Genomic DNA, 15,624 nt, shown 5'->3' on the forward strand with positions numbered 1-15,624 from the left:
TTGAATCAAGAGCGGAGCGCGCCCATGTCTATTCCCCAATCCGGCGGCGGTCCGATTGAAAGCTTTGACCAGCTTGCAGCCTATATGGAAAGCGGCTGCAAACCCGCCGCGCAATGGCGCATTGGCACCGAGCATGAAAAATTCGGCTTTCTGACTGATAGCCACGCGGCTTTGCCCTATGACGGGCCGCGCTCGGTTCGGGCGATGCTGGAAGGGCTGCGCGATGGGTTTGGCTGGGAACCGGTGGAAGAACAGGGCCATCTGATCGGCTTGCAGCGCAATGGCGCGAATATCAGCCTTGAACCCGGCGGGCAGTTTGAACTTTCGGGCGCGCCTTTGGCGGCCATTGGTGACGTAGCGGCAGAGCTGGATAACCATCTGGCCGAGGTGGCCCAAGTCGCTGACCCGATGGGCGTGGGGTTTCTGGGTGTCGGCGCCGCCCCCATCTGGACGCATGAGCAGATGGACCGGATGCCGAAGGGTCGCTATCGGCTGATGACCGATTATATGGGCCATGTTGGCACCCATGGCACCCAGATGATGTATCGGACCTGCACCGTGCAGGTGAACCTCGATTTCGCCTCCGAGGCGGATATGGTCAAAAAGATGCGGGTGGCCTTGGCGATGCAGCCGGTGGCAACTGCGCTTTTCGCTTCCTCCCCCTTCTTTGAAGGCAAGCCGAACGGGCATAAAAGCTGGCGCAGCCGTATCTGGCGCGGCCTCGACGGCAGCCGCACCGGGATGCTGCCCTTCATGTTTGAGGATGGCGCAGGGTTTCAAGCCTATGTCGATTGGGTGCTGGATGTGCCGATGTATTTTGTCTATCGCGATGGCAAATATATCAATGCCTTGGGGCAATCCTTCCGCGCTTTCCTGAAGGGTGAACTGCCCGCATTGCCCGGTAAAAAGCCGACGCTTTCGGATTGGGCCGACCATATGACCACGGTGTTCCCCGAAGCGCGGGTGAAGAAATATATCGAGATGCGCGGGGCCGATATGGGCAGCCGTGATTACACGCTGGCGCTGCCTGCCTTCTGGGTCGGGCTGATGTATGACAGCACCGCGCTGGATGCCGCTTGGGATCTGGTCAAAGGTTTTGACGTTGATACCCGCGAGGCGCTGCGCGTCGGGGCCTCTGTCGCGGGTTTGCAGGCCGAAGCGGGGGATGTGAAACTGGCCGATCTGGCCCGCGCCGCTGTGGGCCTGTCCCACGCCGGTCTGGCCGCGCGGGGCAGGGGGGAGGAAGCCTTTCTTGCCCCGCTGGTCGACAGCCTGAAATCCGGCACCACGCAGGCCGACCGTTACCTGTCGCTGTATCACGGCGACTGGGGCGGCGATCTGGACCGGATTTATGCGGCGGCCAAGCTGTAACCCAGCCTGCAAGGGCCACAGCGGTCAAAGCCTGCCGAACGCTTCATCCACTGAAAGCGGCTTGTAATACAGAGACTGGATCGGCGCGTTGCGTTCGTGTTCGCAGGCCTGCGGGTTTGCGGCCTTGGCCATCAATTGCGGAATATCCGCCGGGGAAAATTGACCCTGCACACAGTCGTTCCAGCCTTTGCCCGCGGCGCTGCATTGGGCCTCCATCAGACGGATGTTGCGGATGAAAGGGCAATACAGCACGCGGTCGGTGCGCGCAGGGTCATCGGTCAGGGATTCGACGGTAAAACCAAGCAGCACCGCCTCCTCTGGGAACTGGAGGCTGCGAAACTGCGCGTTCAGCACATCGGATAAAAATTGCAGGCTGTGGTTGGAATAGGCCAGCGCGTTCTGTTGAAATGCGGCTGCGTTTTCCAATCCGGTCAGGGTGTTATCCAACCACTGCGCGGCCATGAAGCCCCAGCTATCGGCATCATAGGGCATGGCGGTAAGCTGTTGTTTCAACCGGCGATGCAGGTCACCTTGGTCGATCAAGGCACGCTCTGCCGGGGTTTCGGCACTTTGGGCAAGCGCGTTGATATAGGCCCGCAGCACCGCCCCATTCAGCGGGGCCAGATCGGCCTGCGCCCGCAACGCGACCCTTTCGCGGGCCTGTGCCGCCTTCAGCCGTGGATAGGTTGGAAAGCCCGCCGCGCCGGACAGGGCAAATTCAGCTTCGTCCAGCAGCTTTGCCTCATAGGTGGAAAGTGCCCAACCGGGGCTTTCTTCGGCAGGGCGCAGCGCCGCGATCACCTCTGCCGGGCTGCCGTTTTGCAGCACGTCGCGCAGATGATAGCTGTCCAGCCAAGGGTGGTGATTTTCGGCAAGGACCAAGGCGGCGGCTTGTTTGATCCGCCTGTCCCACAGGTCCGATTCATAGATGATGTAGATGGCACAAATCTCTGTGTCAAACCCCGGTGGGTCGGTCACAAGCGGGGCATAGGTTTCGCAGGTTTCCAGCATTTCGGGAATTGATCCACCCCAATGCGGCACCAAAGCCTCGGCTGCGCGGCGGATGCTGCCGGGAAAGGGTGCGATTTGCATGATGCGGGCCAGCTCTGCCTTCACATCCGCTTTGCTGCCGGTGGTGCGACCGGTTTTCAAAATCCCGTCGGAGGCGGCGATCAGGTCGGGTTGCAACACGGCCGCTTTGCGAAACAGCGCCATTGCGGTTTGGTGATCCTGCCGGAACTGATCCATCGCCGCGGGGTAAATATCATGCGGCATACGTTCGCCCCGCACCGCATTGCCCCGGGTGAAAAGATACCACCCCCGCGCCGTCAACGCATAGGCCGAGGCCGGATCATCGGCCAGCCAATCGGTGGTGAAACTGTCTATGACCGGGTGCAGATTGGTGAAGGTGGTAAAGAGTATCCGCTGCCGCCACTCGGCGCTATGTGCTGCCACGTCGATCTGGTGTTGTTCACGCAGGGCCGCATCAACCGTAGCGCGATCCCCGGCATAGGCGGCATCGCGAAACGCCTCTGGCGTCAAGGGTGCGGCAAGCGCTGCCCCTGCCGACAAAAGGGAGGAAAGGGCCAGAAAAGGGAACAGGTCTTTCATCGACACACCTTGAAACATCTGCCCAAGTCAGACTGCTGCGTCGTGGCTAAACTATGGCGGTCGCGTGGATTTACAGCACCTTATGCGCCCCATCGCACAAAGGCGCCTTGGCGCTGTGCTTGCAGCCGCAGAAAAACACCTTCTTGCTGGCCTCGGCGGTGTATTTCACTGGCGCGAACGCTGACCCTTTGTGCGACCCATCGCAAAAGGGTTGCTTGGCGGATTGCCCGCAAGAGCACCAGAAATAGGATTTGCCCGCCTCTACCTCTAGCGGATAGGGGGCCGTTTGCGCGATTTTCGGGGTGTCGGTCATGAATGGGTCCAATCGTCGGGGTTATCGGAATTGTTAGGCGACAGGCCAAGGATATCCCCTTCGGTGGTGACACCAAGGCCCAGAACCGTGCGGTTTGCATAGCTGAAATAGGCGCAGACCTGATTGATTTCCAGAATATCGCCATCCGCCCAACCGGTGCCGCGCAAGGCGGCGATATCGGCTTCTGTCAGGCTGGCGGGGGCTTCGGTCAGCTTGCGGGCATAGGCGAGCGCGACCTGTTCCTTGGGGGCCAGACCACAGGCCGAAACCTGCTGCGCCTCCATCCCCGCGCGGATTTGGGCCGCCTTTTCATCCTCTTGCAGCAGGCGTTGCAGGCCCGCAAAATGATGCTCCACGCAATAGCTGCATTGGTTCAGGATCGACACCCAGACCCCCAGCGTTTCCAGAAACCACTTTGGCACCGTGTTGGCACTGTGATGGATCGTGCCCTTATACATCGCCATATGCGCCTCCATCGTATGGGGGCGGAGAGAGTGCATCTGCATGATATTGTCGACATTATCGCCGGGCCCTTTGACCCGATCATAAAGCTGACGCAGCTTGCCGGTGGATTGGTCGTAGGGGGTGGTTTCGATCCAGGGCATGTAAGGTGGTCCTTATGTTATTTGTAACCAGCCTGCATTCCCATTGGTGCACGGGTCAAGTCGGAGTGTTGCCAAAAGTGGATGCTAAACTGTCAATAATGAGATTTGATAGATCTAAGCGAGTGGTAGTTTTTATTGAGCCCGATTTTAGATCTCTGGTTGTCCATCCTACCGAGCCATTTTTGATGCCAAATACCAGCGAGGCATGACTTTTTTCAGCCATGACTCCCGTATGGGGCCTAGATTCCGTTTCCAGTTTTCCAAGATGGACACGATAACCGTTTAATTCTTGTTTCAGTCTCAAGATCGAACAACGTAGGCAATCTTGCTCGTGGCAATATCCATCTTTCGGGCTGCGGCATCGAGAGTGGTCACATGTGGCTCGCAATAATTCATATGCGGAAAAAAGCCAGAACTTTGACATTGCGATTTGCATGAAGCCTGCACCACCCATCAAAAACTCGTCGTGTTTTTCAAATATTTGAAATTGCTCCTGCTCGGCTAGCCGCAGGACGAGGTCAACATTTGCATCTAAGTGAAAATTTGAGTGTTGTTTTGGATCATTTCGTAAATTAGCTAAAATAAGATCAATTTCACACCACTTTCGATAAATATCGGGCAGGGCTTCACGCGCTAAAACAGACTGATCTTGAAATGAAAACAATATGGGAAAATCTGAATGTAAGCGCTCAGCCATTAAACCAACCGCCCCCACAAATCATACTCCCCCGCTTCCTCCACCTCTACCGTCACGATATCGCCGGGGTTAAGCCCTTCAAACCCTTCGTCAATAAACAAATTCCCATCAATCTCGGGCGCGTCGGCCTTGGTGCGGCAGGTGGCGCCTTCGGTGTCGACCTCATCCACGATCACTTGCAACGTGGTGCCGACCTTGGCGGCCAGTTTCGCCTCGGAAATCGCTTGCGCCTTTTCCATGAAGCGGTTCCAGCGGTCTTGCTTTACCTCATCGGGCACATGGTCGGGCAGGGCGTTGCTGCGCGCCCCTGCCACGTTTTCGTATTGGAAGCAGCCGACACGGTCCAGTTGCGCCTCGTCCATCCAATCCAGCAGGGTCTGAAACTCGGCCTCTGTCTCACCGGGATAACCGACGATGAAGGTGGAGCGCAGCGTGATATCGGGGCAAATGGCACGCCACGCGGCGATTTCGTCCAGCGTCTTGGCGGCGGCGGCAGGGCGGGCCATGCGGCGCAGCACATCGGGGTGGGCGTGCTGGAACGGAATATCGAGATACGGCAGGATCAGCCCTTCCGCCATCAGCGGGATCAGGTCGCGCACATGCGGGTAGGGATAGACATAATGCAGCCGCACCCACAGATCGTTTTGGGCACCAAGCGACCCCAGATCACGCGCCAGATCGGTGATATGGGCGCGGTGGTCTTTTTCAACGGCGTGTTTGATATCGACGCCATAAGCCGATGTATCCTGCGAGATGACCAGCAGTTCGCGCACACCCGCTTGCACCAGTTTTTCCGCCTCACGCAACACGGCATGGGCCGGGCGGCTTTGCAAACGGCCCCGCATATCGGGGATGATGCAGAACTTGCACTTGTGGTTACAGCCCTCGGATATTTTCAGATAGCTGTAATGGCGCGGCGTCAGCGACACGCCAGAGGCAGGCAGCAGATCTATGAACGGATCGGGTGCGGGCGGCACGGCGACATGCACAGCATCCAGCACCTGTTCGTATTGATGCGGCCCCGTGACGGCAAGGATATTGGGGTGGTGTTCGCGGATGTAATCCGGCTCTGCTCCCAAGCAGCCTGTCACAATGACCTTGCCGTTTTCCTTCAACGCCTCGCCAATCGCATCAAGGCTTTCGGCCTTGGCACTGTCCAGAAAGCCGCAGGTGTTGACGATCACGGCATCCGCCCCCGCATAATCGGGGCTGATCGCATAGCCTTCGGCGCGCAGCCGGGTCAGGATGCGTTCGCTATCCACCAGCGCCTTGGGGCAACCAAGGCTGACCATGCCGATCATCGGCTGGCCCTCGCGGCGGGGCTCGGAAATGCGCGCCTTGGGGGCGAGGTCGGGGCGGAGGTTTGGCGGGTTCTGGGTCATGCGCGGGGTATATCCGGGAATCACAAAGGGGGGAAGAGGTGCCTTCTGCACCACGATTTCACGCCAACCGGCTGAAAGAACAACGATTTGGAAAGGGGTTTGCGCTATCACCGCCCGTTGTGCCGGGGCAGCGATCACGATTGCATCGCAGCGCGGCTTGGGCTGCAAAAAGCGACCCCGGGCCAAGAGAATACTGAGAATTTAACGCGTTTTGGCTTGATCCGCAGCGCCCCCGCAAAGGTTTTCCCAAGATTTCAACATCTTGTTCACCAAAGCCCGCCACAACCCCGGTCAGGGCATCTGGCCCTTTGGCAAAACCGCGCAGCAATGCTTCGGGGAATGTTAAAGACTGTGACGTAGCGTCTTGCCCATGTCTTTGGGGAAACAAAAGATGCATGGGCTGATCAATCGGGCACTTCAAAGCTTTTTGCTGGAAACGCATGGCCCTGTGAAATGGTCACAGATCAAGCGCGCGGCACGGCTGGGCTTTGAAAGCTTTGAGCCGATGCTGACCTATGACAAGGCGGTGACGGAATCCGTCATTACGGCGGCCTCAACCGTGCTTGTCCGCCCCCGCGAAAGCATATTGGAAGATCTGGGCACGTTCCTGGTGTCCAACCCCCATTCGGATGCGCTGCGCCGATTGCTGCGCTTTGGCGGGCTCAGCTTTACCGATTTTCTGCAAAGCCTTGAAGATACACGCGGGCGCGGCCATCTGGCCCTGCCTGATCTGGATATTCCGGTGCTGGATTTGTTCGAAATTTCCCCTACACTTTTCACCTTGCAATGTTGTTATCCCATCGAAGGATGCGGCCATGCTATGGTCGGGTTGTTGCGGGCAATGGCAGATGACTATGGCGCCTTGGTTCTGTTGGACCATGACGGACAAAGCCTTGATGGGGAAATGATCCTGATACAACTGCTCGAAACGGCCTATGCAGAGGGGCGGCGCTTTGAATTGACAACGTGGATTGAGTAAAGATTGGTGGAACCGGTGAACGAAGCAAGCGTGATATCCAAAGGACTCGTGATCGGGCAGGCGGCGCTGAACCGGCTGATGCCGATGCATATCTGGATTTCCGAAACCGGGGCCGTGCTGTCCTTTGGGGCAACGCTGGCCAAGATTTTCGGTGCAACCGCAGTTGAGGGGCAGGGTTTTTTCGACCTGTTCGAAGTGTTTCGCCCCGGTGGCATCTTTACCGTGGATGATTTGCGCCGCCGTGAGGGCGAGCGGTTGCAGATCAGCCCGAAACATGCCGCCGACATGCAGGCCCTGCGCGGCATCGCCGTGGCCTTGCCCGCAGGCGGTGTGCTGCTGAACCTGTCTTTCGGGATCGGGGTGATCAAGGCTGTTTCAACGCATCAACTGACGGATTCGGATTTCGCGGCAACCGATCTTGCGATGGAACTTTTGTATCTGGTTGAAACCAAAACCGCCGTGACCGAGGAATTGCGCCAGTTGAACCTGCGTCTGCAAGGCGCGCGCGAAATCGCCGAGCAACAGGCGCTGACCGATACGCTGACAGGGCTGCGCAATCGCCGCGCGCTGGATATGACTCTTGCGATGCTGATCGCCGAGAATGAGGCCTTCGGCCTGATGCATATTGATCTGGATTATTTCAAAGCGGTGAATGATAGCTTGGGCCATGCGGCTGGCGACCATGTGCTGCGCGAGGTTGCTGTCACGCTTTTGGCCGAAACCCGCAAAGGCGATACCGTGGCCCGTGTGGGCGGGGATGAATTTGTGATCGTGTTTCACGGTCTGACGGACGCAGCGCAGCTTTCCAATATCGCAAAACGTGTCGTCGCACGGCTCAGCGAGCCGAGCATGTTTCAAGGTGAAACCTGCCAGATTTCGGCCAGCATCGGCATCACCGTCTCAACCGATTACAACCCTCCGCAGGCCGAGCAGATGCTCAGCGATGCGGATGAGGCGCTTTATGCCTCCAAGAACGCCGGGCGCGGGCAGGCCAAGCTGTTCAAAGGCATGGATACGGAAAAGGCCCGTTAAGCCGCGAATTGCGTTCCGCCCCCCACCGCTTTGGTCGACCAAAGCCAGACCAGGCCTGCCGAGGGGCCAAAGTGCTCCGCCCCGATAAATCCCCTTAGAATTTTAGCCAACGGCCCCTGTTTCGCCCTTTTGAGCTCTGGCGCTAAGGCTTTGCCAATTCTTTCCCGCTACCCTGACAACAGAGGCCAATCCGATCGTCGGATTGTGCCCCGGTCTGGACACAATCCGGCGGTCCGCGGGGAAAACTAACGAGATTTTACCATAATGTTGATCGATTCCAGTGGCTAAATAGATGAAAGAAACGATGAGGCAGGAGATCGAAGATGCAGTTTTTTCGTCAGGAAGATGCCGAAGTCTCAGCCATCGTGGGCTGGGGGGTCCGGGTCATGGTGCTCACCCCGGTTGAAGAGGCGCGATACAGCAAGATTGCAGCGCGGATCGCAGGGCTCGGCGGAATTGTGGAATTGGAAAATGACGCGTTCACCGCGCTGGACACGTTGATCGCCGATAGCACGGGCTTTGGCCTGTTTGTGATCGAATGTGATGGCTTTGGCGGGCTGGAGGCCGGGCGCAATCTGGTGTCGATGTTGCACAAAGGCGGGGTGTCGATCCCGGTCATTCTGGCGGCCAGCGATTGTGGCGAACAGATTTTTCCCACAGAAAATGCAGCCCCCGTCGTGTTGCGCGCGCCCGTGTCGGCGGTCTCGCTGCGGGTTGGTTTTGAACATGCGATGCGCGACCGGCTGGTGTTTCAAGCCGCCTAAGCGCCGCAATAGAATGCAAAAAGGGCGGGCCGCAATGGCCCGCCCTTTTGCGTTTTCTGCCTGACGGATCAGGCCGAACCCTTATGCCAATGAAAGGTTGGTCGCGGATTCGCGGCCATCACGGCCCGCTTCGATATCGAAGGTCACCGCAGCGCCATCGGCGAGGGTGCGCAGGCCAGCGCGCTCCAGCGCGGTGATGTGCACGAACACGTCTTTGCTGCTGCCTTCGGGCGCAATAAAGCCATAGCCTTTAGTTTCGTTGAACCATTTCACGGTGCCTTTGGCCATCGTGAGATCTCCTGTCTTAGTTCCGCCCACACCATGTGGCGGCCCGGCACGTCAGCTGAGAATCGAGTTGCTGTGGCCGAATGGCGGTAGACAGTGGTCGATAGAGATAACGTCGCAGGGAAAACCTAGGGGCGATTGCCTCAAAAGGCAAGGGATTCGGGGCCATGGCCGGTTTTGACGCAGAAAATGCTGGCCTTCGCCCTGCCGTTTCGTGCCATGATGGGTGCAAAGGAGGACGCCCCGATGCCACAGATCAGCAAGGACTTCACCGGCCAGACAGTGATCACCACATTCGAGATGACGCCGGGCACTGCGGCGGATTTGATGGAGGCACTGCAAGCCGCCTATGCCGAGTTCATCCGCCACCAGCCCGGGTTTCTGGGCGCGGGTCTGCATATGAACGACGCCCAAACCCGGATCGCCAATTATTCCAAATGGAAGCGGCGCGAGGATTTTCAGGCCATGCTGCGCACCCCCGAAATGCGTGAACGCAACCGCGTGATTTCCGGCCTGTGCAGCCGGTTTGAGCCGGTGATGTATGAGGTGGTCGAGGCATTCTAGGCGCGGTGGGCAGATTGCCCACCCTACGCGTGGCAACGCTTTCTTAGCAATTTGTGTTTAATTGTTGGGAATGTCTTGTTATCGCCGCCGTATCCTGCCCGGAGCCACCTATTTCTTCACCGTCAATCTGGCGGTGCGGGGGCAAAGCCTGCTGACTGACCAGATTGATCTGTTGCGGCAGGCCTATCGCGATACCATCGCCGAAAACCGGGTGTTTTGCGATGCGATGGTGGTGCTGCCCGATCATCTGCACGCGGTGTGGACCTTGCCGCCCGGCGATGCAGGCTATTCGGAGCGTTGGCGCAGGATCAAGGCGCGGTTCAGCCATGCCTTGGGGCAAGAACAGGGGCGCTCTGCCAGCAAAGCGGCCAAGCGCGAACGCGGGATCTGGCAGCGCAGATTTTGGGAACATGTGATCCGGGATGATGCGGATTACGCGCGGCATGTCACCTATTGCTGGGGCGATCCGGTCCATCATGGGTTGGTATCACAGGCGCAGGATTGGCCGTTCTCTACCTTTCACCGGGATTTGCGCGCAGGGCGTGTGGATGCCGCATGGCGCCCGACACCTATGCAGGGGCGGTTCGGCGAGTAGGGTGGGCAATCTGCCCACCTTTGGCCAACCAGTCGCGCGCAGCGGTGGGCAGATTGCCCACCCTACCGCCGCCGCCGCGCCTTGCCTCCACGCGTGCCAGCGCGGCCAGCGGTCGAACGACCCGCCATTTTCTGCGCATCCTCTACCGCGTCCTCGATCACTGATTGCCGCGCCAGCGGATCATCGGCAATCGCCAGTTCCACCGCCTCCAGTCGCTTCACCTCATCGCGCAGGCGGGCGGCTTCTTCAAACTCCAGATTTTCGGCCGCTTTGCGCATCTGCACCCGCAATCCGTCCAGATGGGCCGCCAGATTGGCCCCGACCATCGGCTTGTCCACCTTGGCCGTGACCCGCGCCATATCGGTATCGCCTTGCCACAGGCCCGCCAGCACATCTTCCACGTTCTTTTTCACCGTGGTCGGCGTGATGCCGTGCAGCGTGTTATAGGCGATCTGTTTTTCCCGGCGGCGGTTGGTTTCGCCAATCGCGCGCTCCATGCTGCCCGTCACCCGGTCAGCATACATGATCACCCGCCCTTCGGCATTGCGCGCTGCCCGCCCGATGGTCTGGATCAGCGAGGTTTCCGAACGCAGGAACCCCTCTTTATCCGCGTCCAGAATGGCCACCAGCCCACATTCGGGAATGTCTAACCCTTCGCGCAGCAGGTTGATGCCGACCAGCACATCAAACGCCCCCAGCCGCAAATCCCGCAGGATTTCAATGCGTTCGATGGTGTCGATGTCCGAGTGCATATAGCGGATGCGGATGCCCTGTTCGTGGAAATACTCGGTCAGATCCTCGGCCATGCGTTTGGTCAGCACGGTGGCAAGCACGCGCAACCCGGCCTGCGCCACCCGGCGGATTTCATCCAGCAAGTCGTCGACCTGCATATCAACAGGGCGAATCTCGACCAGCGGGTCAATCAGCCCGGTGGGGCGGATGACCTGTTCGGTGAACACACCCCCCGCCTGCTCCAATTCCCAAGCCGCGGGCGTGGCCGAAACAAAGATGCTTTGCGGGCGCATCGCGTCCCATTCTTCAAACTTCAGCGGGCGGTTATCCATGCAAGAGGGCAGCCGGAACCCGTGTTCCGCCAGCGTGAACTTGCGCCGATAGTCGCCCTTATACATGCCCCCGATCTGCGGCACCGAGACGTGGGATTCATCGGCAAAAACAATCGCATTGTCGGGGATGAATTCGAACAGGGTTGGGGGCGGCTCCCCCGGTGCGCGGCCTGTCAGATAGCGCGAGTAATTCTCGATCCCGTTGCAAACGCCGGTGGCCTCCAGCATTTCCAAATCGAAACTGGTGCGCTGTTCCAGCCGCTGCGCTTCCAGCAGCTTGCCCTCGGCGGTCAATTGGTCCAACCGCATCCGCAGCTCTTTCTTGATGCCGATGACGGCTTGGTTCATCGTCGGGCGCGGGGTCACATAGTGGCTGTTGGCATAGATGCGGATCTGGTCGAAGCTGTCGGTTTTCGCCCCGGTCAGCGGATCAAATTCGATGATCGCCTCCAACTCCTCGCCGAAAAACGAAAACCGCCAGGCGCGGTCTTCAAGGTGGGCAGGCCAAACCTCTAGGCTGTCGCCGCGCACCCGGAAAGAGCCGCGCTGAAACGCCTGATCGTTGCGCCGGTATTGCTGCGCCACCAGTTCCGAGATCACCTGCCGCTGGTCATAGCTTTCCCCAGTTTTCAGGTCTTGCGTCATCGCCGAATAGGTTTCAACCGACCCGATACCATAGATGCAGGAAACTGAGGCCACGATAATCACGTCATCGCGTTCCAACAGCGCCCGGGTGGCAGAGTGGCGCATCCGGTCGATCTGTTCGTTGATCTGGGATTCCTTCTCGATATAGGTATCGGACCGCGCGACATAGGCTTCCGGCTGGTAGTAATCGTAGTAAGAGACGAAATATTCCACCGCGTTATCGGGGAAAAACCCTTTGAATTCGCCGTAAAGCTGCGCCGCCAGCGTTTTGTTCGGCGCCAGAATGATGGCCGGGCGCTGGGTTTCCTCGATGATCTTGGCCATCGTAAAGGTCTTGCCGGTGCCCGTGGCCCCCAGCAGCACCTGATCCCGTTCCCCCGCCGTGATCCCGCCTGCCAGTTCGGCAATCGCCGTGGGCTGGTCGCCCGCAGGTTCAAACGGCGTGGACAGTTTGAACCGCCGCCCGCCTTCAAGCTTGGGGCGCGTCAGCACGTCTGGGCGGGTGGCGGGGGCGTTGGTGTTGTTATGGGGCATGCTGATTCCTTCGGACCCCCTAGAGTTGGTCTGTTTTTGTTCTTGTTCAAGGGGGTTGTTAACCCCTTGTTAACGAAGGTTTCTCGAAAATTAGCAAAAGTGGTTCAATTTTATGGAATATCTGAAATAAGATTGCATCTTTTGGTTGAGTTATCCGAAACCATGTTGCAGAGTGAAGGGGCAAGCAGCAAAGTCTGCCGGCCGATCGCACCACACACCCCACCCACACTCCCGCGATCGGTCGGCAGCACATCCCCTCAGCAGCGTCGGTTCCTGTGGCAAGGCCCTTGCAAAACCCCGGTCTTTTCCGCCATATAGCGCCACGTTCATTCCAAGGAGCCTGCCGATGCGCGCCCGTATTTATCAGCCTGCCCGCAATGCCATGCAATCGGGGACGGCCAAGACGAAAAGCTGGGTGTTGGATTTTGTGCCCGCCTCGGCCCGGTCGGTGGACCCGCTGATGGGCTGGACCTCCAGCGATGACATGAATTCGCAAGTGCGCCTGCGCTTTGACAGCCGCGAGGCGGCAGAGGCCTATGCCAAGGCCCATGGCATCGACTATGCCGTCTCTGAACCCAAGCCGCGCAAGGCCAATATCCGCCCCGGTGGCTATGGCGACAATTTCGCCACCAACCGCCGCGGCGTCTGGACGCATTAAGCCCGGAACAGCCGACAAAGCTGTATCAAATTTGAAACGGGGTCGGGCAACCGGCCCCGTTTTTGCTGTGCGCGCCGCACCATCGTTCGCCCTGCACCCGCTGCCGGGCGCTTTACACCATATCGCTCGCCCAAAACCGCCCTGCCAGACAGCATTTTACCGCCAAAGGCTGCGCCACAGCGCGCGGCTTAACGCTCAACTCTACAAACGGATGGGGGAAGTGGTGGCGAGGGGGGGACTCGAACCCCCGACCCCACGATTATGAGTCGTGTGCTCTAACCAGCTGAGCTACCTCGCCACTTGAAGCGGGTGGTTAAGGGTGCAGGCGCGGGGCGTCAAGAGGGAATCGGCGCGAAATCTGCCGCGTCCGGAAATTCTGCCAAGGCCCCGCGCTACAGGGTGCTGCCGTAAACCGTTCCGGTAATGGCCAATTCGCCATCAACCTCTTTTGCAACAGGATGCGCCACGCGCGGCCGGCCCGAGGCGGTGGCCGTCAGCACAGCCTCGATGAACATCGGCTGGCCCTCCACTTCTGCCTCGCGGATATCGCGGGTGGTGGTGATTAGCAGATCATCCGCCCCGGCCAGCTTGGCGCGGGCCGAGGCTTCGGCGATCAAGGCCGCTTCCATCGCGGCAAGGGCAGCATCGCGGCTGGTAAACCGTTCCAGACCGTAAGCCAGATGCGCGGTGAACTGCCCTTCGCCCGCCGAAGACACCAGCCCGGTCGCGCGTTGGCTGACTTGGCCCACCACCGCCCCGATGGCATTGGCGACACCGGCATGTTCGGGCAGGATCATCTTTGCCCCCAGCCGCACGCCAACCGCGCCGTAGTAATAGGGGGCCGAGGCCCCCAGCCCGATCACCGGCACCCCCAGCCGCGCCGAAAGCTCTACCACGCCGCGATGCTGGTTCAACCCGGCACGCAGCAAAGGGTGGCGGGCCAGCACTGCACCATCTTCTTCGGCAAAGCGGGCATCCTCGCCAAAGGCGGCCTCCAGCAGGCAGGTTGCGGTTTGTTCGGTCAATTGGTCGATCAGCGCCTGCGCGAGCAGGGCAGGGTCGGTGCCTACGCGTTCGCCCCGGCCATTGCGGCGGCGCCCCAGAAGGCGCAGCGCCTTTTCCGCCGCCGATGCGTCCCAATCCGCCAGCCCGCCCAGCACATGGCTGGCATCCGAAGGGGTGACGCCCGACAGCATCACCAGCCCGCGCGCCACCAATCGATCCATCGCGGCGGCTTCAAGGCGCGAGGTTAGTGCAAGCGCAAGCGGCATCGGGGCGGTGATCCGCGCCAAAAGCCCCGCCTCGCGCGCGGTCAGGCCCGCCGGTTCAAACCCCATCGGTATCACGAAACGGCCGTCGAATTCGCCCACCGCTTCCATCGACAAGGCGCGGTCCAGCGCGGCATGCACCATCGGGCCATGGTCCACCGCCAGCAGCGACACCGGGATCAAGCGGCGCGGCCCAAGGAAAAAGCCGCCCTCCAGCCCTTCGGTCAGCAGATGTGCCTCGCTGTCGCCGCCAAGGCCCGTGGTGCGCATGGCCACCGCCTCTACCATGGTGCGAAAGCCGCCGACCCGCGCGCCCAGCGGGTCAATTTCAGGCAGGCCGTCTTTCAGCAAGGCGACATCGGTTGTGGTGCCGCCAATATCAGAGACAAGCGCGTCACTGGCCCCCGTCAACCAGCGCGCCCCCACGATCGAGGCGGCAGGGCCAGAGAGGATCGTTTCAATCGGGCGTTCGCGCACCATGGCGGCGGAAATGAGCGCCCCATCGCCGCGCACCACCATCAAGGGCGCGTCGATGCCGCGGGTCTTGATATGCGCCTCGCAGGCTGTGACCAGCCGGTCGATCATTCCGATCAGGCGCGCGTTCAGCACAGCCGTCAGCGCGCGTTTCGGCCCGTTCAGATTGGCCGAAAGCTCGTGCGAGCAGGTGACGGGGCGGCCCGTAACCTGCCGGATCAGATCGCGCGCGGCAATTTCATGGGCCGGGTTGCGGGTGGCAAAACGCGCGGCCACGGCAAAGCCCACAACCGAATGTGTCCGCACCGCCGCGTCCAGCGCGGCAAGGTCCAAGGGCGCGCTTTCCTGCCCTGCATGGCCATGCCCGCCCGCCAGCCGGATCACCGGATCGCCGCCCAACGCCTCGGCCAATCCGCCCCGGTCCAGATCGGCCTCATCAAAACCGATGAACACCAGCGCCACGCGCCCGCCTTGGCCTTCGACCAGCGCATTGGTGGCCAAGGTGGTGGACAGTGACACCATCGCAATCTCGGCGGCAGATATCTGGGCGGCCTCCATCGCGGCATCGACGGCGCGGCCAATGCCCAAGGCCAGATCCTTGCGCGTTGTCAGGGATTTGGCCTTGCCCAGCACGATATCGCGGGCGCTGTCCAAAACCACCGCATCCGTATAGGTGCCGCCCGTATCCACGCCCAGAAAAATGCTCATGCCCGATATATCCAGCTTGTGATGTTTAGCCGCGCGGCTGCGCGGGTTGGCGATGATCTAGGGCTAAATTGCGCG

At 60.0% G+C, this 15,624-nt stretch carries 15 protein-coding genes and 1 tRNA gene; 7 read left to right on the plus strand and 9 right to left on the minus strand.

The window, feature by feature from the left end; genetic code table 11:
* The first annotated feature begins 24 nt into the window (after positions 1–24).
* Entirely contained in the window at positions 25–1,371 is a 1,347-nt protein-coding gene (locus EGN72_RS07545; protein ID WP_127046155.1) for a glutamate--cysteine ligase, read from the plus strand.
* A gap of 24 nt (positions 1,372–1,395) precedes the next feature.
* On the opposite strand, the gene EGN72_RS07550 is transcribed toward EGN72_RS07545, so the two are convergent.
* The 5 genes from EGN72_RS07550 to rimO all read right to left on the minus strand — a co-directional run bounded on the left by EGN72_RS07550 (position 1,396) and on the right by rimO (position 5,979).
* The gene (locus tag EGN72_RS07550) at positions 1,396–2,982 is read right to left on the minus strand and encodes a hypothetical protein (protein WP_127046157.1); all 1,587 of its coding nucleotides are present in this window, start codon (positions 2,980–2,982) and stop codon (positions 1,396–1,398) included.
* A gap of 70 nt (positions 2,983–3,052) precedes the next feature.
* Entirely contained in the window at positions 3,053–3,295 is a 243-nt protein-coding gene (locus tag EGN72_RS07555) for a CDGSH iron-sulfur domain-containing protein (RefSeq protein WP_127046159.1), read from the minus strand.
* Positions 3,292–3,900 (minus strand): carboxymuconolactone decarboxylase family protein, encoded by a 609-nt coding sequence (locus EGN72_RS07560; RefSeq protein WP_127046161.1) that lies wholly within the window; start codon positions 3,898–3,900, stop codon positions 3,292–3,294. The genes EGN72_RS07555 and EGN72_RS07560 overlap by 4 nt, the downstream gene beginning before the upstream one ends.
* Positions 3,901–3,955: 55 nt before the next feature.
* Entirely contained in the window at positions 3,956–4,597 is a 642-nt protein-coding gene (locus EGN72_RS07565; RefSeq protein ID WP_127046163.1) for a hypothetical protein, read from the minus strand.
* Positions 4,597–5,979, minus strand: coding sequence for a 30S ribosomal protein S12 methylthiotransferase RimO (rimO, locus tag EGN72_RS07570; protein WP_127046165.1), 1,383 nt, complete (start codon positions 5,977–5,979; stop codon positions 4,597–4,599). The genes EGN72_RS07565 and rimO overlap by 1 nt, the downstream gene beginning before the upstream one ends.
* Positions 5,980–6,370: 391 nt before the next feature.
* Between rimO and EGN72_RS07575 the strand changes: the two genes are divergently transcribed.
* The 3 genes from EGN72_RS07575 (at position 6,371) to EGN72_RS07585 (ending at position 8,754) form a co-directional block, all read left to right on the plus strand.
* Entirely contained in the window at positions 6,371–6,958 is a 588-nt protein-coding gene (locus tag EGN72_RS07575) for a heme NO-binding domain-containing protein (RefSeq protein ID WP_127046167.1), read from the plus strand.
* 78 nt (positions 6,959–7,036) lie between these two features.
* On the plus strand, positions 7,037–7,990 hold the full coding sequence (locus EGN72_RS19625; RefSeq protein ID WP_127046301.1) for a GGDEF domain-containing protein: 954 nt from the start codon (positions 7,037–7,039) through the stop codon (positions 7,988–7,990).
* A gap of 323 nt (positions 7,991–8,313) precedes the next feature.
* Complete coding sequence (locus EGN72_RS07585) at positions 8,314–8,754, plus strand: hypothetical protein (RefSeq protein ID WP_127046169.1); 441 nt, start codon at positions 8,314–8,316, stop codon at positions 8,752–8,754.
* Between the two features lie 81 nt (positions 8,755–8,835).
* On the opposite strand, the gene EGN72_RS07590 is transcribed toward EGN72_RS07585, so the two are convergent.
* Complete coding sequence (locus EGN72_RS07590; protein WP_127046171.1) at positions 8,836–9,042, minus strand: cold-shock protein; 207 nt, start codon at positions 9,040–9,042, stop codon at positions 8,836–8,838.
* Positions 9,043–9,285: 243 nt separating this feature from the next.
* On the opposite strand from EGN72_RS07590, the gene EGN72_RS07595 reads away from it, so the two are divergent.
* On the plus strand, positions 9,286–9,603 hold the full coding sequence (locus EGN72_RS07595; protein WP_127046173.1) for an antibiotic biosynthesis monooxygenase: 318 nt from the start codon (positions 9,286–9,288) through the stop codon (positions 9,601–9,603).
* Between the two features lie 70 nt (positions 9,604–9,673).
* A complete protein-coding gene (locus EGN72_RS07600) occupies positions 9,674–10,198 on the plus strand; it encodes a transposase (protein ID WP_127046175.1) in 525 nt (174 codons plus the stop codon).
* 62 nt (positions 10,199–10,260) lie between these two features.
* Here EGN72_RS07600 and uvrB read toward each other — a convergent pair whose 3' ends face one another.
* Positions 10,261–12,441 carry an excinuclease ABC subunit UvrB gene (uvrB, locus tag EGN72_RS07605; RefSeq protein WP_127046177.1) on the minus strand — a complete coding sequence of 727 codons (2,181 nt, stop codon included), beginning with the start codon at positions 12,439–12,441 and terminating at the stop codon, positions 10,261–10,263.
* A 346-nt stretch (positions 12,442–12,787) separates the two neighbouring features.
* Here uvrB and EGN72_RS07610 point away from each other — a divergent pair, with 346 nt between their 5' ends.
* Positions 12,788–13,099 carry an ETC complex I subunit gene (locus EGN72_RS07610; protein WP_127046179.1) on the plus strand — a complete coding sequence of 104 codons (312 nt, stop codon included), beginning with the start codon at positions 12,788–12,790 and terminating at the stop codon, positions 13,097–13,099.
* 221 nt (positions 13,100–13,320) lie between these two features.
* On the opposite strand, the gene EGN72_RS07615 is transcribed toward EGN72_RS07610, so the two are convergent.
* Together EGN72_RS07615 and EGN72_RS07620 are read right to left on the minus strand one after the other, a co-directional pair.
* A tRNA-Met gene (locus tag EGN72_RS07615) sits at positions 13,321–13,397 on the minus strand.
* Between the two features lie 94 nt (positions 13,398–13,491).
* Positions 13,492–15,549 carry a hydantoinase/oxoprolinase N-terminal domain-containing protein gene (locus EGN72_RS07620; protein WP_127046181.1) on the minus strand — a complete coding sequence of 686 codons (2,058 nt, stop codon included), beginning with the start codon at positions 15,547–15,549 and terminating at the stop codon, positions 13,492–13,494.
* Positions 15,550–15,624 lie beyond the last annotated feature (75 nt).

It is taken from the genome of Pseudorhodobacter sp. E13 (assembly GCF_003991405.1).
GTDB lineage: Bacteria > Pseudomonadota > Alphaproteobacteria > Rhodobacterales > Rhodobacteraceae > Pseudorhodobacter.

What these genes read in the sequence shown, in the direction of transcription:
- EGN72_RS07590 (WP_127046171.1), bottom strand. Translation starts at nt 9,042, where the DNA reads ATGGCCAAAGGCACCGTGAAATGGTTCAACGAAACTAAAGGCTATGGC.
- EGN72_RS07585 (WP_127046169.1), top strand. Translation starts at nt 8,314, where the DNA reads ATGCAGTTTTTTCGTCAGGAAGATGCCGAAGTCTCAGCCATCGTGGGC.
- EGN72_RS07560 (WP_127046161.1), bottom strand. Translation starts at nt 3,900, where the DNA reads ATGCCCTGGATCGAAACCACCCCCTACGACCAATCCACCGGCAAGCTG.
- EGN72_RS07620 (WP_127046181.1), bottom strand. Translation starts at nt 15,549, where the DNA reads ATGAGCATTTTTCTGGGCGTGGATACGGGCGGCACCTATACGGATGCG.
- EGN72_RS07545 (WP_127046155.1), top strand. Translation starts at nt 25, where the DNA reads ATGTCTATTCCCCAATCCGGCGGCGGTCCGATTGAAAGCTTTGACCAG.
- uvrB (WP_127046177.1), bottom strand. Translation starts at nt 12,441, where the DNA reads ATGCCCCATAACAACACCAACGCCCCCGCCACCCGCCCAGACGTGCTG.
- EGN72_RS07600 (WP_127046175.1), top strand. Translation starts at nt 9,674, where the DNA reads ATGTCTTGTTATCGCCGCCGTATCCTGCCCGGAGCCACCTATTTCTTC.
- rimO (WP_127046165.1), bottom strand. Translation starts at nt 5,979, where the DNA reads ATGACCCAGAACCCGCCAAACCTCCGCCCCGACCTCGCCCCCAAGGCG.
- EGN72_RS07550 (WP_127046157.1), bottom strand. Translation starts at nt 2,982, where the DNA reads ATGAAAGACCTGTTCCCTTTTCTGGCCCTTTCCTCCCTTTTGTCGGCA.
- EGN72_RS07555 (WP_127046159.1), bottom strand. Translation starts at nt 3,295, where the DNA reads ATGACCGACACCCCGAAAATCGCGCAAACGGCCCCCTATCCGCTAGAG.
- EGN72_RS07595 (WP_127046173.1), top strand. Translation starts at nt 9,286, where the DNA reads ATGCCACAGATCAGCAAGGACTTCACCGGCCAGACAGTGATCACCACA.
- EGN72_RS07575 (WP_127046167.1), top strand. Translation starts at nt 6,371, where the DNA reads ATGCATGGGCTGATCAATCGGGCACTTCAAAGCTTTTTGCTGGAAACG.
- EGN72_RS07565 (WP_127046163.1), bottom strand. Translation starts at nt 4,597, where the DNA reads ATGGCTGAGCGCTTACATTCAGATTTTCCCATATTGTTTTCATTTCAA.
- EGN72_RS07610 (WP_127046179.1), top strand. Translation starts at nt 12,788, where the DNA reads ATGCGCGCCCGTATTTATCAGCCTGCCCGCAATGCCATGCAATCGGGG.
- EGN72_RS19625 (WP_127046301.1), top strand. Translation starts at nt 7,037, where the DNA reads ATGCCGATGCATATCTGGATTTCCGAAACCGGGGCCGTGCTGTCCTTT.